Consider the following 14,668-nt stretch of genomic DNA (forward strand, 5'->3'; position numbering starts at 1 on the left):
GCCCGGGCGCCGACACGCACGCCCCTCCCGAGGGGGGCATGGCCGCGGTCTACCCCGGTGGGGTTCGCCGCGTTCCAGGGGTCCCCGAAAAGCTCGTCCAGCGTCGTCATCGGCACCACTCGAGCACGGCCATGGCGCTGTGCAGCTTGTTCTCCGCCTGGTCGAAGACGATGCTGTGCGGGCCGTCGATGACCTCGGCGGTGACCTCCTCACCCCGGTGGGCGGGCAGGTCGTGCATGAACGCCGCGCCGGGGCTGGCCCGCCACAGCTCGCCGGTCACCTGGAAGGGCGCGAACGTGTCACGCCAGCCGGGATCGGGCTTGGCGGTGCCCGTGGTCTGCCAGCGGGTGGTGTAGACGACGTCCACGGCCTCCGGCAGGTCCCGCATGTCGTGCCGTTCGGTGACCACCTTCGGGTTCACGCGGGCGAGCACGTCGTCGGCCAGGCCGTAGCCCGGCGGGGTGCGCAGTTCGAGCTCGACCGCGTCGTACCTGCTCAGGGCGAGGGCGAGGGCGGCGGCGGTGTTGTTGCCCTCGCCCACGTACAGGATGCGCAGGCCCTCGATCGCGCCGAAGCGCCACAGCAGCGTGGTGAGGTCGGTCAGCGCCTGGGTGGGGTGCTCGGTGGCGCTCATCGCGTTGATCACCGACATGCGGTTGTCCGCGGCGTACATGCGCATCTCGGCCGGGTCGCCCGCGGTGCGCATGACGAAGACGTCCAGCATCCGGTTCAGCACCTTGGCGGTGTCCTCGACGGACTCGCCGGTGTTGGTCTGCAGGTCGTTCGGGCCGAAGGCGATCGTGCGCGCGCCCAGGCGCAGCGCGCCCGAGGTGAAGGCGGTGCGCGTCCTGGTGGAGGTCTTGCTGAAGTAGATTCCGACGATCTGGTCGGCGAGCGGGTGCGTGGTGACGCCGCCGTTGCGGAAGTCCAGGCCGCGGCGGGCCAGGTGGCGCAGGGCCTCGTCCGAGAGGTCGTCGATCGAGATCAGGTGCTGGGGCGTCATGCCGTTTCCTCCACTCGGAAGTCCTCGTCCAGCAGGACGGCCTCGACGCGGCCGGCCAGCAGGGCGAGTTCGGATTGCTCGAAGACCTCGCGGGCGCCGAGCTCCACGTCGAGCTCCTCCCGGACCCGGGAGATCATCTTGAGCACCTGGAGCGAGTTGCCGCCCAGGGCGAAGAAGTCGTCGCGCGCGCCCACCTTGTCGACGCCGAGCACGTCCTGCCAGATCTCGGCCAGCAGCGTCTCCACCGTGGTGCGCGGCGCGACGAACCTCGCCGCGCCGGTCTCCTCGCGTCCGGGCAGCGGCAGGGCGGCCCGGTCGAGCTTGCCGTTGACGGTCAGGGGGATGCGGTCCAGCGCGATGACGGCGGCGGGCACCATGTAGTCGGGCAGGCTCCGGCCCAGCGCCTCCTTCAGCTCGCCCACGTCGATGCTGTCGCCGGCCGGTTCGACGTAGCCGACCAGCGCCTGGTCGCGCACGACGACGACCGCGTCGCGGACGCTCCGCTGGCCGAGCAGCGCCGCCTGGATCTCGCCCAGCTCGATGCGGTAGCCGCGGATCTTCACCTGGTCGTCGGCGCGGCCCAGGAACTCCAGGCTGCCGTCGGGGTTGCGCCTGGCCAGGTCGCCGCTGCGGTAGAGCCGTCCGCCGCCGGGGGCGGGCAGGAACCGCTCGGCGGTCAGCGCCGGCCGGTTCAGGTAGCCGCGCGCCACGCCCGGGCCCTCGACGTAGATCTCGCCGGGCACGCCGACGGGCGCGACGCCCCCGTGCTCGTCCAGCAGGTGCACGGTGAGGTCGGCGAGCGGGACGCCGATCGGGCTGCCGTGGTCGTCCGGGCGGATCTCGTGGAGCGTGGTGTGGACGGTGGTCTCGGTGATCCCGTACATGTTGATCAGCCGTGGGCGTTCGGCGCCGAACCGGCGGATCCACGGCGTCAGCTCGCCCACCTCCAGCTTCTCGCCGCCGAACACCACGGCGCGCAGCGCGAGCTCCCCCACCCGGGGGTCGTCCTCGGCGGCGAACGCGACGAGCTGCCGGAAGGCGGACGGCGTCTGGTTCAGCACCGTGACCCGCTCCTCGCGCAGCAGGTCCAGGAACCGGCCCGGGTCGCGCACCACGTCGCGGGGGACGACGACGAGCCGGCCGCCGTACAGCAGCGCGCCCCACATCTCCCACACCGAGAAGTCGAAGGCGTAGGAGTGGAAGAGCGTCCACACGTCCTCGGGGCCGAAGGCGAAGGCCGCCTCGGTCGCGCTGAACAGGCGCAGCACGTTGGCGTGCGTCACCTCGACGCCCTTGGGCCGCCCGGTGGAGCCCGAGGTGTAGATCACGTACATGACGTCGTCGGGCGCGACCGGCGTCCGCGGGTCGTCGGGCGAGGAGCCGGCCGGGAACGCGTCGAGCAGCACCACCGGCCCGGTGACCCGGTCCGCGAGATCCCGCGTGGTGACCACGAGCGCGGCGGCGGCGTCCTCGATCATGTACGTGAGCCGCTCGGCGGGCTGGCCGGGGTCCAGGGGCAGGTATCCGGCGCCCGACTTCAGCACGGCCAGCAGCGTGACGATCAGCTCGGGGCCGCGTTCCAGGCAGACGCCGACCAGGCCGCCCGGCCCGGCCCCGCGGGCGCGCAGGTGGCGGGCCAGGTGGTTGGCCCGGCCGTTCAGCTCCGCGTACGTCATGCCGTCCACGGCCGGGGCGCCGGGGGTGCGCGCCGCCTGCTCCTGGAACGCCTCGTGCACGCAGCGGGAGGGCGGGGCGGCGCGGCGCGCGGGCTGCTCGAAGTCCGCCAGGTCGACGGCCGACAGCCGGGTGCGCGGCCGGGCGGCGACCTCGCGCAGGAGCCTGAGCAGGCGCCCGGCCATCCGCGTGGCGGTGTCCCTGTCGAACAGCGCGGTGGCGTACTCGATCGAGGCGAGCACCGAGCCGTCCGGCCGCCGCTGCGCGAGCAGGCTGAGGTCGGTCTTGGCGATCAGCCACGACCCGGCCATCACCTCGGCGTCCGCCGCCTCCAGCGCCGTGTCCGTGTGGCCGACCTCGTGCAGGTCGAAGGTGACCTGGTAGATCGGCGTCCGGGTCAGGTCGCGCTCCGGCTGGAGCTCCTCCACGAGCCGGTCGAAGGGCAGGCGCTGGCGGGCGAAGCCGGCGCGGCAGACCTCGTTGACGCGGGCCACGGCCTCCTCGAAGGAGGGGTTGCCGGTCAGGTCCATGCGCAGGGCGAGGGCGTTGAGGAAGAACCCCACGACGTCGGCGAACTCGGCGCGATCGCGCCCGGCGACCGGGGTGCCGACGGCGAAGTCCCGCTGCCCGCTGTGCCGGGAGATCAGCATCGCCCAGGCGGTCAGCAGCACGGCGACCAGCGTGGCGCCGCGCTCGCGCCCCCACGCGGCCAGGGTGTTGGCCAGGTCCGCCGGGATGTCGAAGGTGACCATGGCGCCGCGCGGGTCGCGCTGGGCGGGCCGGGGCCGGTCCGTGGGCAGGTCGAGCGCGGGCACGCCGGCCAGGTGGTCGCGCCAGTAGGCGAGGTCGCCGGCGAGGCTGTCCTCGGTCAGGGTGCGGCGCTGCCAGGCCGCGTAGTCGGCGTACTGCAGGGGCGCGGGCGGCAGGTCCTGGCCGGCGCAGAGCGCGCGCAGCTCCCGGTCGAGCACCACGGTCGACCAGCCATCGCTGGCGATGTGGTGGACGGTGATCAGCAGCAGGTCGCCCGCCAGCAGCGCCCGCCACACGGGCCCGCGTTCCAGGTCGAAGCCCCGGGCGAGCTGTTCGGCGACCAGCGTCGCGGGGTCCTCGCCGGGGGCGGCGACCCGCAGCTCGACCGGCGCGGGGGCGTCGACGACCGGCCGGGGCTCGCCGTCGGCCGGGACGTAGCGGGTGCGCAGGATCTCGTGCCGCTCGGCCAGCCGGTACAGGGCGGCCCGGACGGTGTCCGGGTCGGCGTGCTCCAGCCTGACGAACAGCGGCGCGACCCACTCGGGGCTGCCGGGCTGGATCCGGTCGAGGAACCACAGGCGGCGCTGGCCGTAGGAGACCTCGGCGGCGGCCCCGCGCCGGGCCGGGCCGACGCGCTCGACACCGGGGGCCTGCCGGTCCAGGAGCTCGGCCTGGCCGGACACCGTGGAGATCGCGTACAGGTCGGGGACGGGCACGCCGAGCCGGTTGGCGAGCTTGGTCAGGAGCAGCGAGGTGCCGCCCCGCTGGAAGAAGTCGTCCTCGGCGCCGATCCGCTCGACGCCCAGCAGCTCGGACCAGACGGCGGCGACCCGCCGCTCGGCGGGGGTGCGCGGCGGCGTGTGGGCGGCCTCCTCGGCGGGAGCCTTCAGCGCCGCGCGGTCGATCTTCCCGCTGGGCAGCACGGGCAGCCTGTCGTGCAGGACGTAGCGGGTCGGCACGTGGGTGTCGGGGAGCACGTCGCGGGCGAACAGCCGCAGCTCGGCCGGGGCGACGCCGCCGGCGACGTGCGCGACCAGGCGTCCCTCCGACGCGACGACGGCCACGGCCGCCACGGCCGGATGGCCCTGGAGGACGGCCTCGATCTCGCCGGGCTCGACCCGGACGCCGTTGACCTTGAGCTGGTCGTCGAGGCGGCCCATGAAGTGCAGCACGCCGTCCTCGGACCAGCGCACGAGGTCGCCGGTGCGGTAGAGCCGTTCGCCGTCGCCGAAGGGGTCTGGCACGAAACGCTCGGCCGTCAGGGCGGGCATGCCCAGGTAGCCGCGGCCGACGCCGGGCCCGCCCGCGCACAGCTCGCCGGGCACGCCGATGGGCGCCAGGCCGCCCTCCTCGTCCAGGACGCGCACCCGCATGCCGGAGATCGGCCGGCCGATCGGCACCGCCTCGCCGTCCTGGTCCGGGTCGACGAGGTGCGCGGTCACGTCGATGGCGCACTCGGTGGGCCCGTAGGTGTTCCACATCGCCAGCCCCGGCAGGGCGGCGGCCCGCGCCAGCCCGGCGTGCAGCGGCTCGCCGGCGCTGAACAGCAGCCGCAGCGATCCGAGGCCCGCCCAGCCGGGCTCGCGGACCAGCTCGCGCAGCAGCGACGGGACGACCTGGAGCACGGTGATGCCGTGCTCGCGCGCCATCCCGACGAGCGTGGCCGGATCGCGCTCGGCGCCCGGCGGCGCGACGACCACCGTGCCGCCGCTCACCAGCGGCCCGACCATCTCCCAGCCGGCCGCGTCGAAGGTGACGGACGTCTTGTGCAGCAGCCTGTCGCGCGGGCCCAGCTCGTGCGTCCGCGTCGTCCACAGCACCCGGTTGGCGATGCCCCCGTGCGTCACGACGACGCCCTTGGGCCGCCCGGTCGAGCCGGAGGTGTAGATCACGTACGCGGCGTCCGCGCCGGAGACCGGGACGGGCGCGGCCTCCGGGGTGGGCAGCGAGCGCAGCAGCTCCGGGGTGAGCACGATGGCGGGCCGGGCGTCCCGCAGGATGCGGTCGCGGCGCTCGCGCGGGTGCTCGGGGTCGGTCGGCAGGTAGGCGGCGCCGCTGCGCCACACGCCGAGGACGGCGACGATGAAGTCGGCGCCGCGCGGCAGGTTGAGGCAGACGACGTCGCCCCGGCCGATGCCCCACCCGCCCAGCAGGTGGGCCAGGCGGGCGGCCCGGCGGGCCAGCTGGGCGTAGGTCAGGGTGCGGTCCCCGTCCACGACGGCGACCGCGTCCGGTGTGGCCGCCGCCTGCCGCCACACCAGGTCGCCGAGGAGACCGTCGCTCACCGCAGGCTCCGCGGGCGCATGTCGGTCCAGACCTGCTCGATGTGGCGCAGGCACTCGTCCTTGGTGCCCTGGGTCCCCTCGGCCTGCCAGCCGGAGGGCAGGTCCCGGTCCGCCCACCAGATGGAGTACTGCTCTTCGTCGTTGAGCACTACCAGGTACTTGTCGCTCATGGCGGACTGCTCCTTCACGCGGGTTGCTGAAAGGCCTCGACGGCCAGCCCGGAGCCCCGGGCGACGGCCTGCTGGAACACGTACCGGGCCAGCGCCAGGTCCAGCGCGCCGAGGCCGAACGGGGAGAAGATGATCGGTGAGTCGCCGCCGGGCAGCGTGGCGGTTCCGCGCAGCAGCCCGCCGAGCGTGGCGTGGACGAACGCGCGGTCGCCCGTGGCCTGCTCGGCCAGGTGCGGCGAGGTGCGCTCGCGCAGCACGTGGTCGACGTCGTCGACGACGTTGCGCGCGGCCAGGACGGTCTCCGGCGTGAGGTCGCGCAGCGACAGGTGCAGCACGACCGTTCCCGGCCGGGCCCCGTCCAGGGTCAGGTGCGGCTCGACGGCGGTGGTCGCCAGCGACACCACCCCGGCCGCCGCGACGGCCTCGGCGGCGGTGGCGGCGACGCGTACGCCGAGGCCGGGCAGCAGGGCGCGGGCGCGCTCGCCGAACTCCTCGGCGCGCTCCCGCGACAGGTCGAAGAGGGTCAGCTCCGTGACATCGGGCAGGAACCGCAGGACCTCGAGGTTGATCAGGCCGCAGCCGATCACGGCGATCGACCGGACGGGGTCCGGGCCGGTGAGGGTGCGGGCGGCGACCGCCGCGGAGGCGGCGGTGCGCGCGGCGGAGATCTGCGCGCCCTCCATGAAGGCCACCGGCCGGCCGGTGTCCATGGAGTTGAGCACGATGGTGGCGCTGGCCCGGGGCAGCCCCTTGCCGAGGTTGCCGGGGAAGGACGCCACCCACTTGATGCCCGCGACGGGCTGGTCGCCGCCCACGAACGCGGGCAGGCCGATGATGCGGTTGGCGCTGTCCCCGGGGAAGCGCAGGAACGTGGAGTGGGGCACGACCGTCTCACCGGCGTCGTGCTCGCGGTAGGTGTCGCGTACCAGGTCCAGCACGGCGTCCTCGGCGCCGTGGAGGATGTCGCGCACCTCGTCGTGTCGGATGACCAGCATGGGTCAGATCCCTTCCTTCCACAGGTGCGAGACCTCGCCGAAGGTGCGGCGCACCCACTCGTCGGAGTAGATAGTGTCGAGGTAACGATCTCCGCCGTCCGGGAGCAGCAGCACGCACGTCGACCCGGGCGCGATGTCCCGCTGGGTCGCGGTGAGCGCGGAGACGATCGCGCCGGACGACGCGCCGGCCAGGATGGCCTCGCGTTCGGTCAGCCTCCGGCACCCCACCACGCAGTCCAGGTCCGACACGTGGACCACGCGGTCGGCGGCGCCCTCGCGGAAGAGGGCCGGGCGGATCGCCGCGCCGTGGCCCGGCAGCAGGCGGGGACCCGGCGTCTGCCCCTCGAAGATCATGCTGCCGATCGCGTCCACGGCGGTGATCTGGACGGAGAGGCCGTGCTCGGCGACGTAGTCGGCGCAGCCGACCAGCGTGCCGCACGAGCTCACGGGGACGAACAGGTGGTCGATCTCCCCGTTGAGCGCCTCGGCGATCTCGCGCATCGTCTGGACGTGCGCCCGCGCGTTCAGCCGGTTCCCGTACTGGTTGGGGTGGAAGGAGTTCGGAACGCTGTCAAGGAGCTCGCGCACCCGCTGGATCCGGCGCGGCAGGTACTCGCCGGTGTCGGGGTCGGGGAACTCCACGACCTCGACCTCGGCGCCGAATGCCCGCAAAATCGCGAGGTTCTGCTCCGTGGTCCTGGCATCGACGACACAGATGAATCTGAGGCCGAGGTAGCGGCAGATCTGCGCCATGCCGATCGCCAGGTTTCCCGAACTGGACTCCACCACGACGGAGATCCCTGGAACGAGATCACCTGCGTCGATGGCCGCGCTCAGCATGCTGAGCGCGCTGCGGTCCTTGAGGCTTCCGCCGGGATTGAACCGCTCCAGCTTCGCATACACCAACAGTCCGGGGACCAGCCGTTCGAGTTCGACAAGCGGCGTCCCACCAATAGCCGAAATAATTCCAGTCGTGGTGGATATTGGCACAGCGCTGGCTCCGTCCATGAAATTGCGCCGGTTCCGCAACCAGAACCAGCCAGCTCACTATCCGGGCACGCCGCTATATCTCGCCTATATTCCGCGTGCGGAGAAATGGAGCCGGTCAAGCCGGGCGACGCCGTCAGCGGTTCTCCGCGACGGTGGGGTCGAGCACGTCCAGGGCGTTGGCCCGGAGCAGCTCCCGGACGAGCTGGCGGTTGACGCCGCCGTCAGGCGTGACCGGGAACTGGCCGGGCCTGACCAGGACCACGCCGACCCGTTGCAGCCCGAACCGCAGGGCGAGCCGGTCGCGGACGGCGCGAACCAGGCCGTCGCCGGCCCGGCCGCCGCCCGGCTGGGCGACCACGACGATCTTCTCGGCGGAGTCGGGTGCGGGGAAGGCGGTGCAGGCCACGAGGGTGCCGAGGTCGAGGAGGCTGCGTTCGACCCGGCCCAGGTGCAGCGGGCGGCCCTGGAAGAGGACCAGGTCGCGGGAGGTGCCGGTCACGTGGAGGCGGCCGTCGACGGTGGCGCCGAGGGTGCCGCTGCGCACGAACCCCTTCTCCCCGGTCGCAGTGCTCTGCTCGAAGCGCTCGGCGCTGAGCCGGTCCCTGCGCCAGTAGCCCGCGGCGACGTGCGGCCCGCGCACCCAGATCTCGCCGACGGCGCCCTCGGCCGCCGGGACCCCGGTGAACGGGTCGACGATGAGGAGCTCGTGCCCGGCGGGCCGGCCGAGACCGGCGAGCCGGGGCCCGTCGGCGCCGGGCAGCAGCAGGCCCTTGTCCAGCGCCCGCGTGTCGAAGCCGGGCGCGGCCAGGGCCTGGCCGGCCGCGCCGATCGAGGCGATCATCGTGGCCTCGGGCAGGCAGTAGGCGGTGCGCAGGGCGTCGGCGCGCAGCCCGGCGGGGCGCAGGCGGCCGGCGAAGTCGTGCAGCATGTCCGGCTCGATCGGGGGCAGCCCCGTCATCTCCAGCACGAGCAGGTGACGTAATCGCGACAGGTCCAGCGTCGAGCACTCCTCGTCGGTCATCTCGTGCAGGCACTGGTCGTAGCCGAAGCTCGGGGCCGCGCTCACCTCGACCTGGTGGCGGTCGAGCAGGCGCAGCCAGGCGAGCGGGTCGACGCAGAACGTCTCAGGCGGCAGCAGCACCGCCGTGCCCCCCGACAGGAGCGGCGCCAGCAGCATGGAGAACAGCCCGAGCCCGTGGTGCAGCGGCAGCCAGCCGCCCGTGCGCGTCCCCGGGCGCAGGCCGCAGGCCTCGGCCAGGGTCTCCACGTTGTGCAGCAGGTTGGTGTGCGACAGCGGGATGCCGACGGGCTCGCCGGCCAGGCCGCTGGTGTAGTGGAGCAGGGCCGCGTCGTCGCCGGACCGCATGGGCTCGACCCAGTCGGCCGGGTCCTCGTACGTGACGCCGTCGGTGGCGACGCAGGCGTAGGTGCCCAGGTCGTCGTGGGTCAGCCAGGCGTGGATGGCGTCGGCGTGGGCCGTGTCGGTGAGGACGAGGTGGGCGTCCGCGTCAAGCGCGACGCCGGTCTGCGTGCTGAGATGGTGAGCCGCGTGCGTGGGGAGCGGCAGCGGCACCGGGACGACGTCGGCGTAGAGGCAGGCCAGCAGCGCCCGCACGAACTCGATGCCCGTCGGGTAGCAGAGCAGCACCCGATCCCCCGGTTTGCACACGGTCTGCAGCCACGACGCCACCTCCCTCGCGGCCAGGTGGAGATCCAGGTAGCCGATACGAGTTTCGCCGTCCCCCTTGAATATGACCGCGTCAGCCTGCGGCCTTTCCTCGACGTGACGAAGCATCGCCCCGAAAACAGAAATATCCCCCATACGAACTCCCCTTGCAGGCTCACAAGGATGGGACCTTGCGCCCGATCGGGCCAAACGCAACTATACCCATCATTCGGGACAGACCCCAGAAACCAAAAGGGGGGAACAATATTCTATTAGGGGTTGCGGGGCGCCTTTGTCAGCCAATAACAATGAGCATGACTCATGCTTCACCGAAGGCCAGTAAACGCGCCACCTCACTCTCGTCCACCGCCGGCAGCCTGCCGATCGGCGAATCCGGACCCGACTCCACCGCCTGACGGAGCCGCCCGGTGAAACGCTCGATCGTGAGCCGGTCGAACAGGGCGGCGTCATACTTGACCACGGCGGTGAACAGCGCGCCCGCCCTGCGCACATCCACCATCAGCTCGAACTGGCCCTCCATCTGCGCGAGGTCGAGAACCGCGAACCGCAGCCCCCGGTAGGTCGTCACCGGCCCCTCGATCGAGCCGTCGGCCGCCAGCGGCAGCGGCGGGTCCATCGCGTCCATCGACAGCAGGTTCACCGCGAGCTGGTAGGGCAGGCCCCGGCCCGGCGTCAGCTCCCGGATGAGCGCCGACGGGAACTCCCCGTGCGCCGTCGCCGCCACCAGCTCGCGGTGCGCGGCCAGGGCGGCCTCCCCCAGCGTGGTCCCCGGGCGCAGCCGCGCCCGCAGCGGCACCGTGTTGGCGAAGCAGCCCACGACGTCGCGCGCCCGCCCGGCGAAGCGGGTGCTGACCGGGCAGCCGATGAGGAAGTCGCCGCCCGTGCCCCGCCGGTGCAGCGCCGCCTGGACCCCGGCGACCACGAGCGCGAAGGGCGTCACCCCCAGCGTCCTGGCCTGCTCGATCAGGCGCGTCCCGGTCTCCTCCGGCCACACGACGGTCACCGAGGCCCCCCGGAACGCCCCCGCCGGCCGCGCCCGGCCGGCCGGCAGCCCCCCGGGCTCGGCGCCCTCGCAGACGCCGCGCCAGTAGCGCTCCAGCCGCGCCCGCCGGGGCGAGCCCAGCAGCTCCCGCTCGTGCCGGACGTAGTCGCCGAAGGTCCGCGTGATCACCGGCCAGCCGGGCTCGTCCTGCTCGTACGCCCACAGCAGGTCGCGCAGGATCATCCACTGCGACATCGCGTCACTGACGATGTGGTGCGCCGTCACCAGGAGCACCGACCCGCCGCCGCCGCGCACCAGCGTGACCCGGAACGCCCCCACGCCCAGGTCGAACGGCTCCCCCGCCGCCCGCGCCGCCGCGGCCCGCAGCTCGCTCTCGCCCACCGCCCCCAGCTCGGTGACCGTGAAGGGCGGCGGCCGATCGGCCACCGACCGCCGCGGCGCCCCGTCGACCTCGTCGAACACCGAGCGCAGCACCTCGTGCCTGGCCATGACGGCCGAGGTGGCCCGGCGCAGCCGGTCGAGGTCCAGCACGTCGTGGACGCGCAGCGCGACGGTGATCAGGTAGGCCGTGCTCTCCGGCGCCAGCCGGTACAGGAACCACAGGGCCTGCTGGCCGATCGTCAGCTCCATCAGGCCGCTTCCGCGTGAAGGTAGTCGGCCAGCGCGTTGACGGTCGGGTGGTCCCACGCCACGGTCGGCTCGACGACCAGCCCGAACTCGTCCTCGATGTCGCCGCTCAGGCTCATCGCGAACACCGAGTCCAGGCCCACCTCGACGAACTTGACGTCCGGGTCGATCTCCTCGGGCGTGCGCTCCACGTAGAACGCGACCCGTGCGCGCAGCCAGTTGCGGATGTGGTCAAGCGTCATGGTCGACTCCTCGCAGGAAGGAAAACGCGCGGCCGCGCCGCGTCAGGTCCAGCAGATGATCGGTGGCCGCGTCCGGGCGGTCGAAGACCCTGGCCAGGCAGGCGCGCAGCCACACGTCGTCCAGGGCGTTGTCCGCCCACAGCCGTACGCAGGCCGCCGCCGCGTACAGCCGGGCGTACTCGCGCGCCAGGCCGAACAGCTCGGGCGGGACCTCCCGCCCGCGTGGCCGCCACCCGGCCATCGCCTCGTGCAGCCGGTCGGCCCGCTCGCGCAGCTCCAGCGGCGCGTCCGGGTCGCCGGCCAGGCTCTGCACCAGGCTGCAGCCGTCACGCGCGGCCAGGCTCAGCCGGGCCGGGTCGAGGGGCGGCAGCGGCTGCTTCAGCCCGGTCGCCGCCGCCAGCCCCGCCGCGTCCACGCGCCCGCGCCGGTAGCCGCGCACCAGCGCCGGGAACTGGTTGACCAGCGTGCCGAGGTTGACCCAGGTGTTGCCGTCGAAGACGCCGACGATGGCGTGGTCGCGCCAGATCTTCTGGAAGGGCCCGTCCGTCAGCAGCGCGCGGGCGCCCAGCACCTTGGCCAGCCGCTGCAGGGTCCGGTCGATCAGCGTGGGCACGTAGTACTTGACGACGGCCGAGACGAGGCTCTGCTCGCCCGTGAGCGAGTGGATCGACCGGGTGGAGACCACGGTGACGGCCTCGGCGACCAGCAGGTCCACGTACGAGTCGGCCAGGGCGCGGGTGGTGAGGGGCAGGTCGGCCAGCGGCCGCCCGTACATGTGATGGCGCTCGGCGAAGTCCAGCACGATCCGCAGGGCGTGCTCCCCCATGCCCAGCGACATGCCGCCGCACAGCGTGCGGGTGAGCTGCAGGCCCTTCAGCAGGACCTCCAGGCCCGTTCCCGGCTCCCCGACCATCGCCTCCGGCGGCACCACGGCGCCGGTGAAGGCGATGCCGCTGATGTCGGCGCCGCGCACGCCGTGGGTGGCCACCTTCGGCAGGCACCGGTAGGCGTGCGCGGGCAGCGTGTCCTTGTCCACCAGGAAGAGGCTGAACCCCCGGGCGTCGCCGCTGTCGCCGGTCCTGGCGAGCACGCACACCACGTCGGCGCGGGTGGCGTTGTTGATCAGCCACTTCTCGCCGTCGAGGCGGTAGCCGCCGGGGACGGGCGTGGCGGTGACCTCCCCGGCCAGCACGTCGCTGCCGTGGTCGCGTTCGGTGAGCGCCAGGGAGACCACGGCGCCGCCCGAGACGCGGGCCGACAGCGCGGCCACCTGCTCGGGGGTGCCGCCGACCCAGGTGGCCACCGAGCCCAGGTAGGTCTTGCAGTGCGCGAGCGCCACGGTGAAGTCGCGGCCGGCCAGGCTCCTGATCAGGGCGAGCAGGCGTTCGGCGGGCACGCCGGGCAGGTAGTGGCGTTCCGCGCCGAGGTCCGTCAGGGCGCGGCAGATCTCGCCGGGGAACTCCTCGCGCGCGTCCAGCTCCAGGCAGCGCTCGACGGTCAGCACCGACGGCAGCACCGGCTCAGCCATCGGCGGCCTTCCGGTAGCGGGCGGTCACCGCACGGGACAGGGCCTCGTGGTGCGCGGTCAGCCCGCCGGAGGCGAAGAGCTGCCTGGTGACCTGCCGACGGATCTTGCCGCTGGTCGTCCTGCGGATCTCGCCCGGCCGCACCAGGCACACGTTGGCCGCCCCGACGCCGAACCTGCGGCTGAGCGCCGACCTGATCTCCTCGACCAGCTCGCCGGGCGAGGCGAGCGCCCGCGACCTGACCTCCTGGACGACGACGATCTCCTCGCGCGGCACGGCGACGGAGAAGACGCACGACGGCATGTTCTCCACCGCCGCGTGCACCCGGGTCAGCGCGCGTTCGAGGTCGTGCGGGTAGAGGTTGCGGCCGTTGACGATCACCAGGTCCTTGATCCGGCCGGTGATGTAGAGCTCGCCCTCCAGCAGCGCGCCCAGGTCGCCGGTGCGCAGGAAGCCGCCCTCGCCCGCAGCGGTGGTGCCGCCGAAGGTGCGCCGGGTCTCCTCGGGCTTGCGCCAGTATCCGGCGGCCACGCCGGGGCCGCGCACCCAGATCTCGCCGACGCGGCCCTCCGGCAGCTCCGCGCCCGTGTCGGGGTCGGCGATGAGGACTTCCAGCGCCCTCGGCCGGCCGCAGCCCACCAGCGCCCTGCCGGTCGCGGCCGGGTCCAGCGTGTCGCGTTCCAGCGCCCACGGGTCGACCGTGGTCACGACCGGGGCGTGCCCGGGAGCGGTGCCGGAGATGAACAGCGTGGTCTCGGCCATGCCGTAGCCCGCGGTCAGCGACTCCGGCTTGAGCCCGGCGGCGGCGAACCGGTCGGCGAAGCGCGTGAGCGTGCCCGCGTCGATGGGCTCGGCGCCGTTGCACACGTGCTTCCACGAGGACAGGTCCAGGTCGCGCAACTGCTGGTCGGTGACGCGGCGTACACACAGGTCGTAGGCGAAGTTCGGCGCCGCGCTGACCTCCGCGCCGTGCCGGCCGATGAGGTCGAGCCACTGCCACGGGTGGCGCAGGAAGTCGGTCGGCGACATCAGCACGGTGCTGCCGCCCAGGTGGAGCGGCAGCAGGAGCATGGCCACCAGCCCCATGTCGTGGTGCATGGGCAGCCAGCTGCAGAACCGCGCGCCCTCCCGCAGGTCCAGCAGCTCCGCGCCGACCCGCAGGGTGTCGACCAGGCTGCCGTGGGTGACCATGACGCCCTTGGCGTCACTTGTCGAGCCGGAGGTGTACTGCAGGAACGCCAGCGTCTCCGGCCCGGTCGCGTGCGGGCGGGGCAGCGGCTCGCCGTACTGGGCGGCCTCGGCCACCAGGGCGGGCTCGCCGTCCGCGAGCGCGGCCGTCAGCGCCCCGGTGAGCGGGGCCGAGGTGAGCACCAGGGCGGGCTCGGCGTCGGCGGCCACCGCGAGGACCCGCTCGCGGTGCAGGGAGGAGGCGTCGGGGAACGGCGCCGGGACGGCCACCACGCCCGCGGCCAGGCAGCCGAGGAAGACCTCGACGAACTCCAGGCCGGCGGGGTAGCACAGCAGCACCCGCTCGCCCGGCTCGACGCGCCCGGCCAGCCAGCCGCCGATCCGGCGGGCCGCGAGGTCGAGCTCGCCGTAGGTGAGCGCCTTCTCACCCCGCCGGTCGTGGAAGAACACGGCGCGCCTGCCGGCGAACTCGGCGGCGTGCCTGCTCAGCGTGCTCATGAAGTCCATGGAGCTCATCCCCTCCTCCTC

Annotated in this window: 10 protein-coding genes; all 10 read right to left on the reverse strand. The window is 73.5% G+C overall.

The genetic code is table 11. The features are described from left to right. Positions 1-106: 106 nt before the first annotated feature. On the reverse strand, positions 107-1,003 hold the full coding sequence (locus AB0G11_RS20015; protein WP_357587341.1) for an ornithine carbamoyltransferase: 897 nt from the start codon (positions 1,001-1,003) through the stop codon (positions 107-109). Then, the gene (locus AB0G11_RS20020; protein ID WP_357587343.1) at positions 1,000-5,712 is read right to left on the reverse strand and encodes an amino acid adenylation domain-containing protein; all 4,713 of its coding nucleotides are present in this window, start codon (positions 5,710-5,712) and stop codon (positions 1,000-1,002) included. The genes AB0G11_RS20015 and AB0G11_RS20020 overlap by 4 nt, the downstream gene beginning before the upstream one ends. Beyond that, positions 5,709-5,882, reverse strand: coding sequence for an MbtH family protein (locus tag AB0G11_RS20025; protein ID WP_219511627.1), 174 nt, complete (start codon positions 5,880-5,882; stop codon positions 5,709-5,711). The genes AB0G11_RS20020 and AB0G11_RS20025 overlap by 4 nt, the downstream gene beginning before the upstream one ends. Positions 5,883-5,896: 14 nt before the next feature. Continuing rightward, the gene (sbnB, locus tag AB0G11_RS20030; RefSeq protein ID WP_219511629.1) at positions 5,897-6,877 is read right to left on the reverse strand and encodes a 2,3-diaminopropionate biosynthesis protein SbnB; all 981 of its coding nucleotides are present in this window, start codon (positions 6,875-6,877) and stop codon (positions 5,897-5,899) included. Between the two features lie 3 nt (positions 6,878-6,880). Further along, on the reverse strand, positions 6,881-7,885 hold the full coding sequence (gene sbnA / locus AB0G11_RS20035) for a 2,3-diaminopropionate biosynthesis protein SbnA (RefSeq protein ID WP_219511630.1): 1,005 nt from the start codon (positions 7,883-7,885) through the stop codon (positions 6,881-6,883). Between the two features lie 115 nt (positions 7,886-8,000). Then, positions 8,001-9,662 (reverse strand): AMP-binding protein, encoded by a 1,662-nt coding sequence (locus tag AB0G11_RS20040; protein ID WP_219511634.1) that lies wholly within the window; start codon positions 9,660-9,662, stop codon positions 8,001-8,003. Between the two features lie 190 nt (positions 9,663-9,852). Then, a complete protein-coding gene (locus AB0G11_RS20045) occupies positions 9,853-11,187 on the reverse strand; it encodes a condensation domain-containing protein (RefSeq protein WP_357587345.1) in 1,335 nt (444 codons plus the stop codon). Further along, positions 11,187-11,426: an acyl carrier protein gene (locus tag AB0G11_RS20050; RefSeq protein WP_357587347.1), complete on the reverse strand. Its 240-nt coding sequence runs from the start codon at positions 11,424-11,426 to the stop codon at positions 11,187-11,189. The genes AB0G11_RS20045 and AB0G11_RS20050 overlap by 1 nt, the downstream gene beginning before the upstream one ends. Beyond that, entirely contained in the window at positions 11,416-12,954 is a 1,539-nt protein-coding gene (locus AB0G11_RS20055) for an acyl-CoA dehydrogenase (RefSeq protein WP_219511642.1), read from the reverse strand. Before AB0G11_RS20055 ends, AB0G11_RS20050 begins: the two co-directional genes overlap by 11 nt. After that, positions 12,947-14,656, reverse strand: a complete 1,710-nt coding sequence (locus AB0G11_RS20060) for a fatty acyl-AMP ligase (protein WP_357587349.1) — start codon at positions 14,654-14,656, stop codon at positions 12,947-12,949. Before AB0G11_RS20060 ends, AB0G11_RS20055 begins: the two co-directional genes overlap by 8 nt. Between the last annotated feature and the right edge of the window lie 12 nt (positions 14,657-14,668).

This window comes from Nonomuraea sp. NPDC023979 (assembly GCF_040639085.1).
GTDB classification, from domain to species: Bacteria; Actinomycetota; Actinomycetes; order Streptosporangiales; family Streptosporangiaceae; genus Nonomuraea; species Nonomuraea ceibae.

Coding starts and splice junctions, on each gene's coding strand:
- AB0G11_RS20015 (WP_357587341.1), bottom strand. CDS start 1,003: ATGACGCCCCAGCACCTGATCTCGATCGACGACCTCTCGGACGAGGCC.
- AB0G11_RS20025 (WP_219511627.1), bottom strand. CDS start 5,882: ATGAGCGACAAGTACCTGGTAGTGCTCAACGACGAAGAGCAGTACTCC.
- sbnB (WP_219511629.1), bottom strand. CDS start 6,877: ATGCTGGTCATCCGACACGACGAGGTGCGCGACATCCTCCACGGCGCC.
- sbnA (WP_219511630.1), bottom strand. CDS start 7,885: ATGGACGGAGCCAGCGCTGTGCCAATATCCACCACGACTGGAATTATT.
- AB0G11_RS20040 (WP_219511634.1), bottom strand. CDS start 9,662: ATGCTTCGTCACGTCGAGGAAAGGCCGCAGGCTGACGCGGTCATATTC.
- AB0G11_RS20045 (WP_357587345.1), bottom strand. CDS start 11,187: ATGGAGCTGACGATCGGCCAGCAGGCCCTGTGGTTCCTGTACCGGCTG.
- AB0G11_RS20050 (WP_357587347.1), bottom strand. CDS start 11,426: ATGACGCTTGACCACATCCGCAACTGGCTGCGCGCACGGGTCGCGTTC.
- AB0G11_RS20055 (WP_219511642.1), bottom strand. CDS start 12,954: ATGGCTGAGCCGGTGCTGCCGTCGGTGCTGACCGTCGAGCGCTGCCTG.
- AB0G11_RS20060 (WP_357587349.1), bottom strand. CDS start 14,656: ATGAGCTCCATGGACTTCATGAGCACGCTGAGCAGGCACGCCGCCGAG.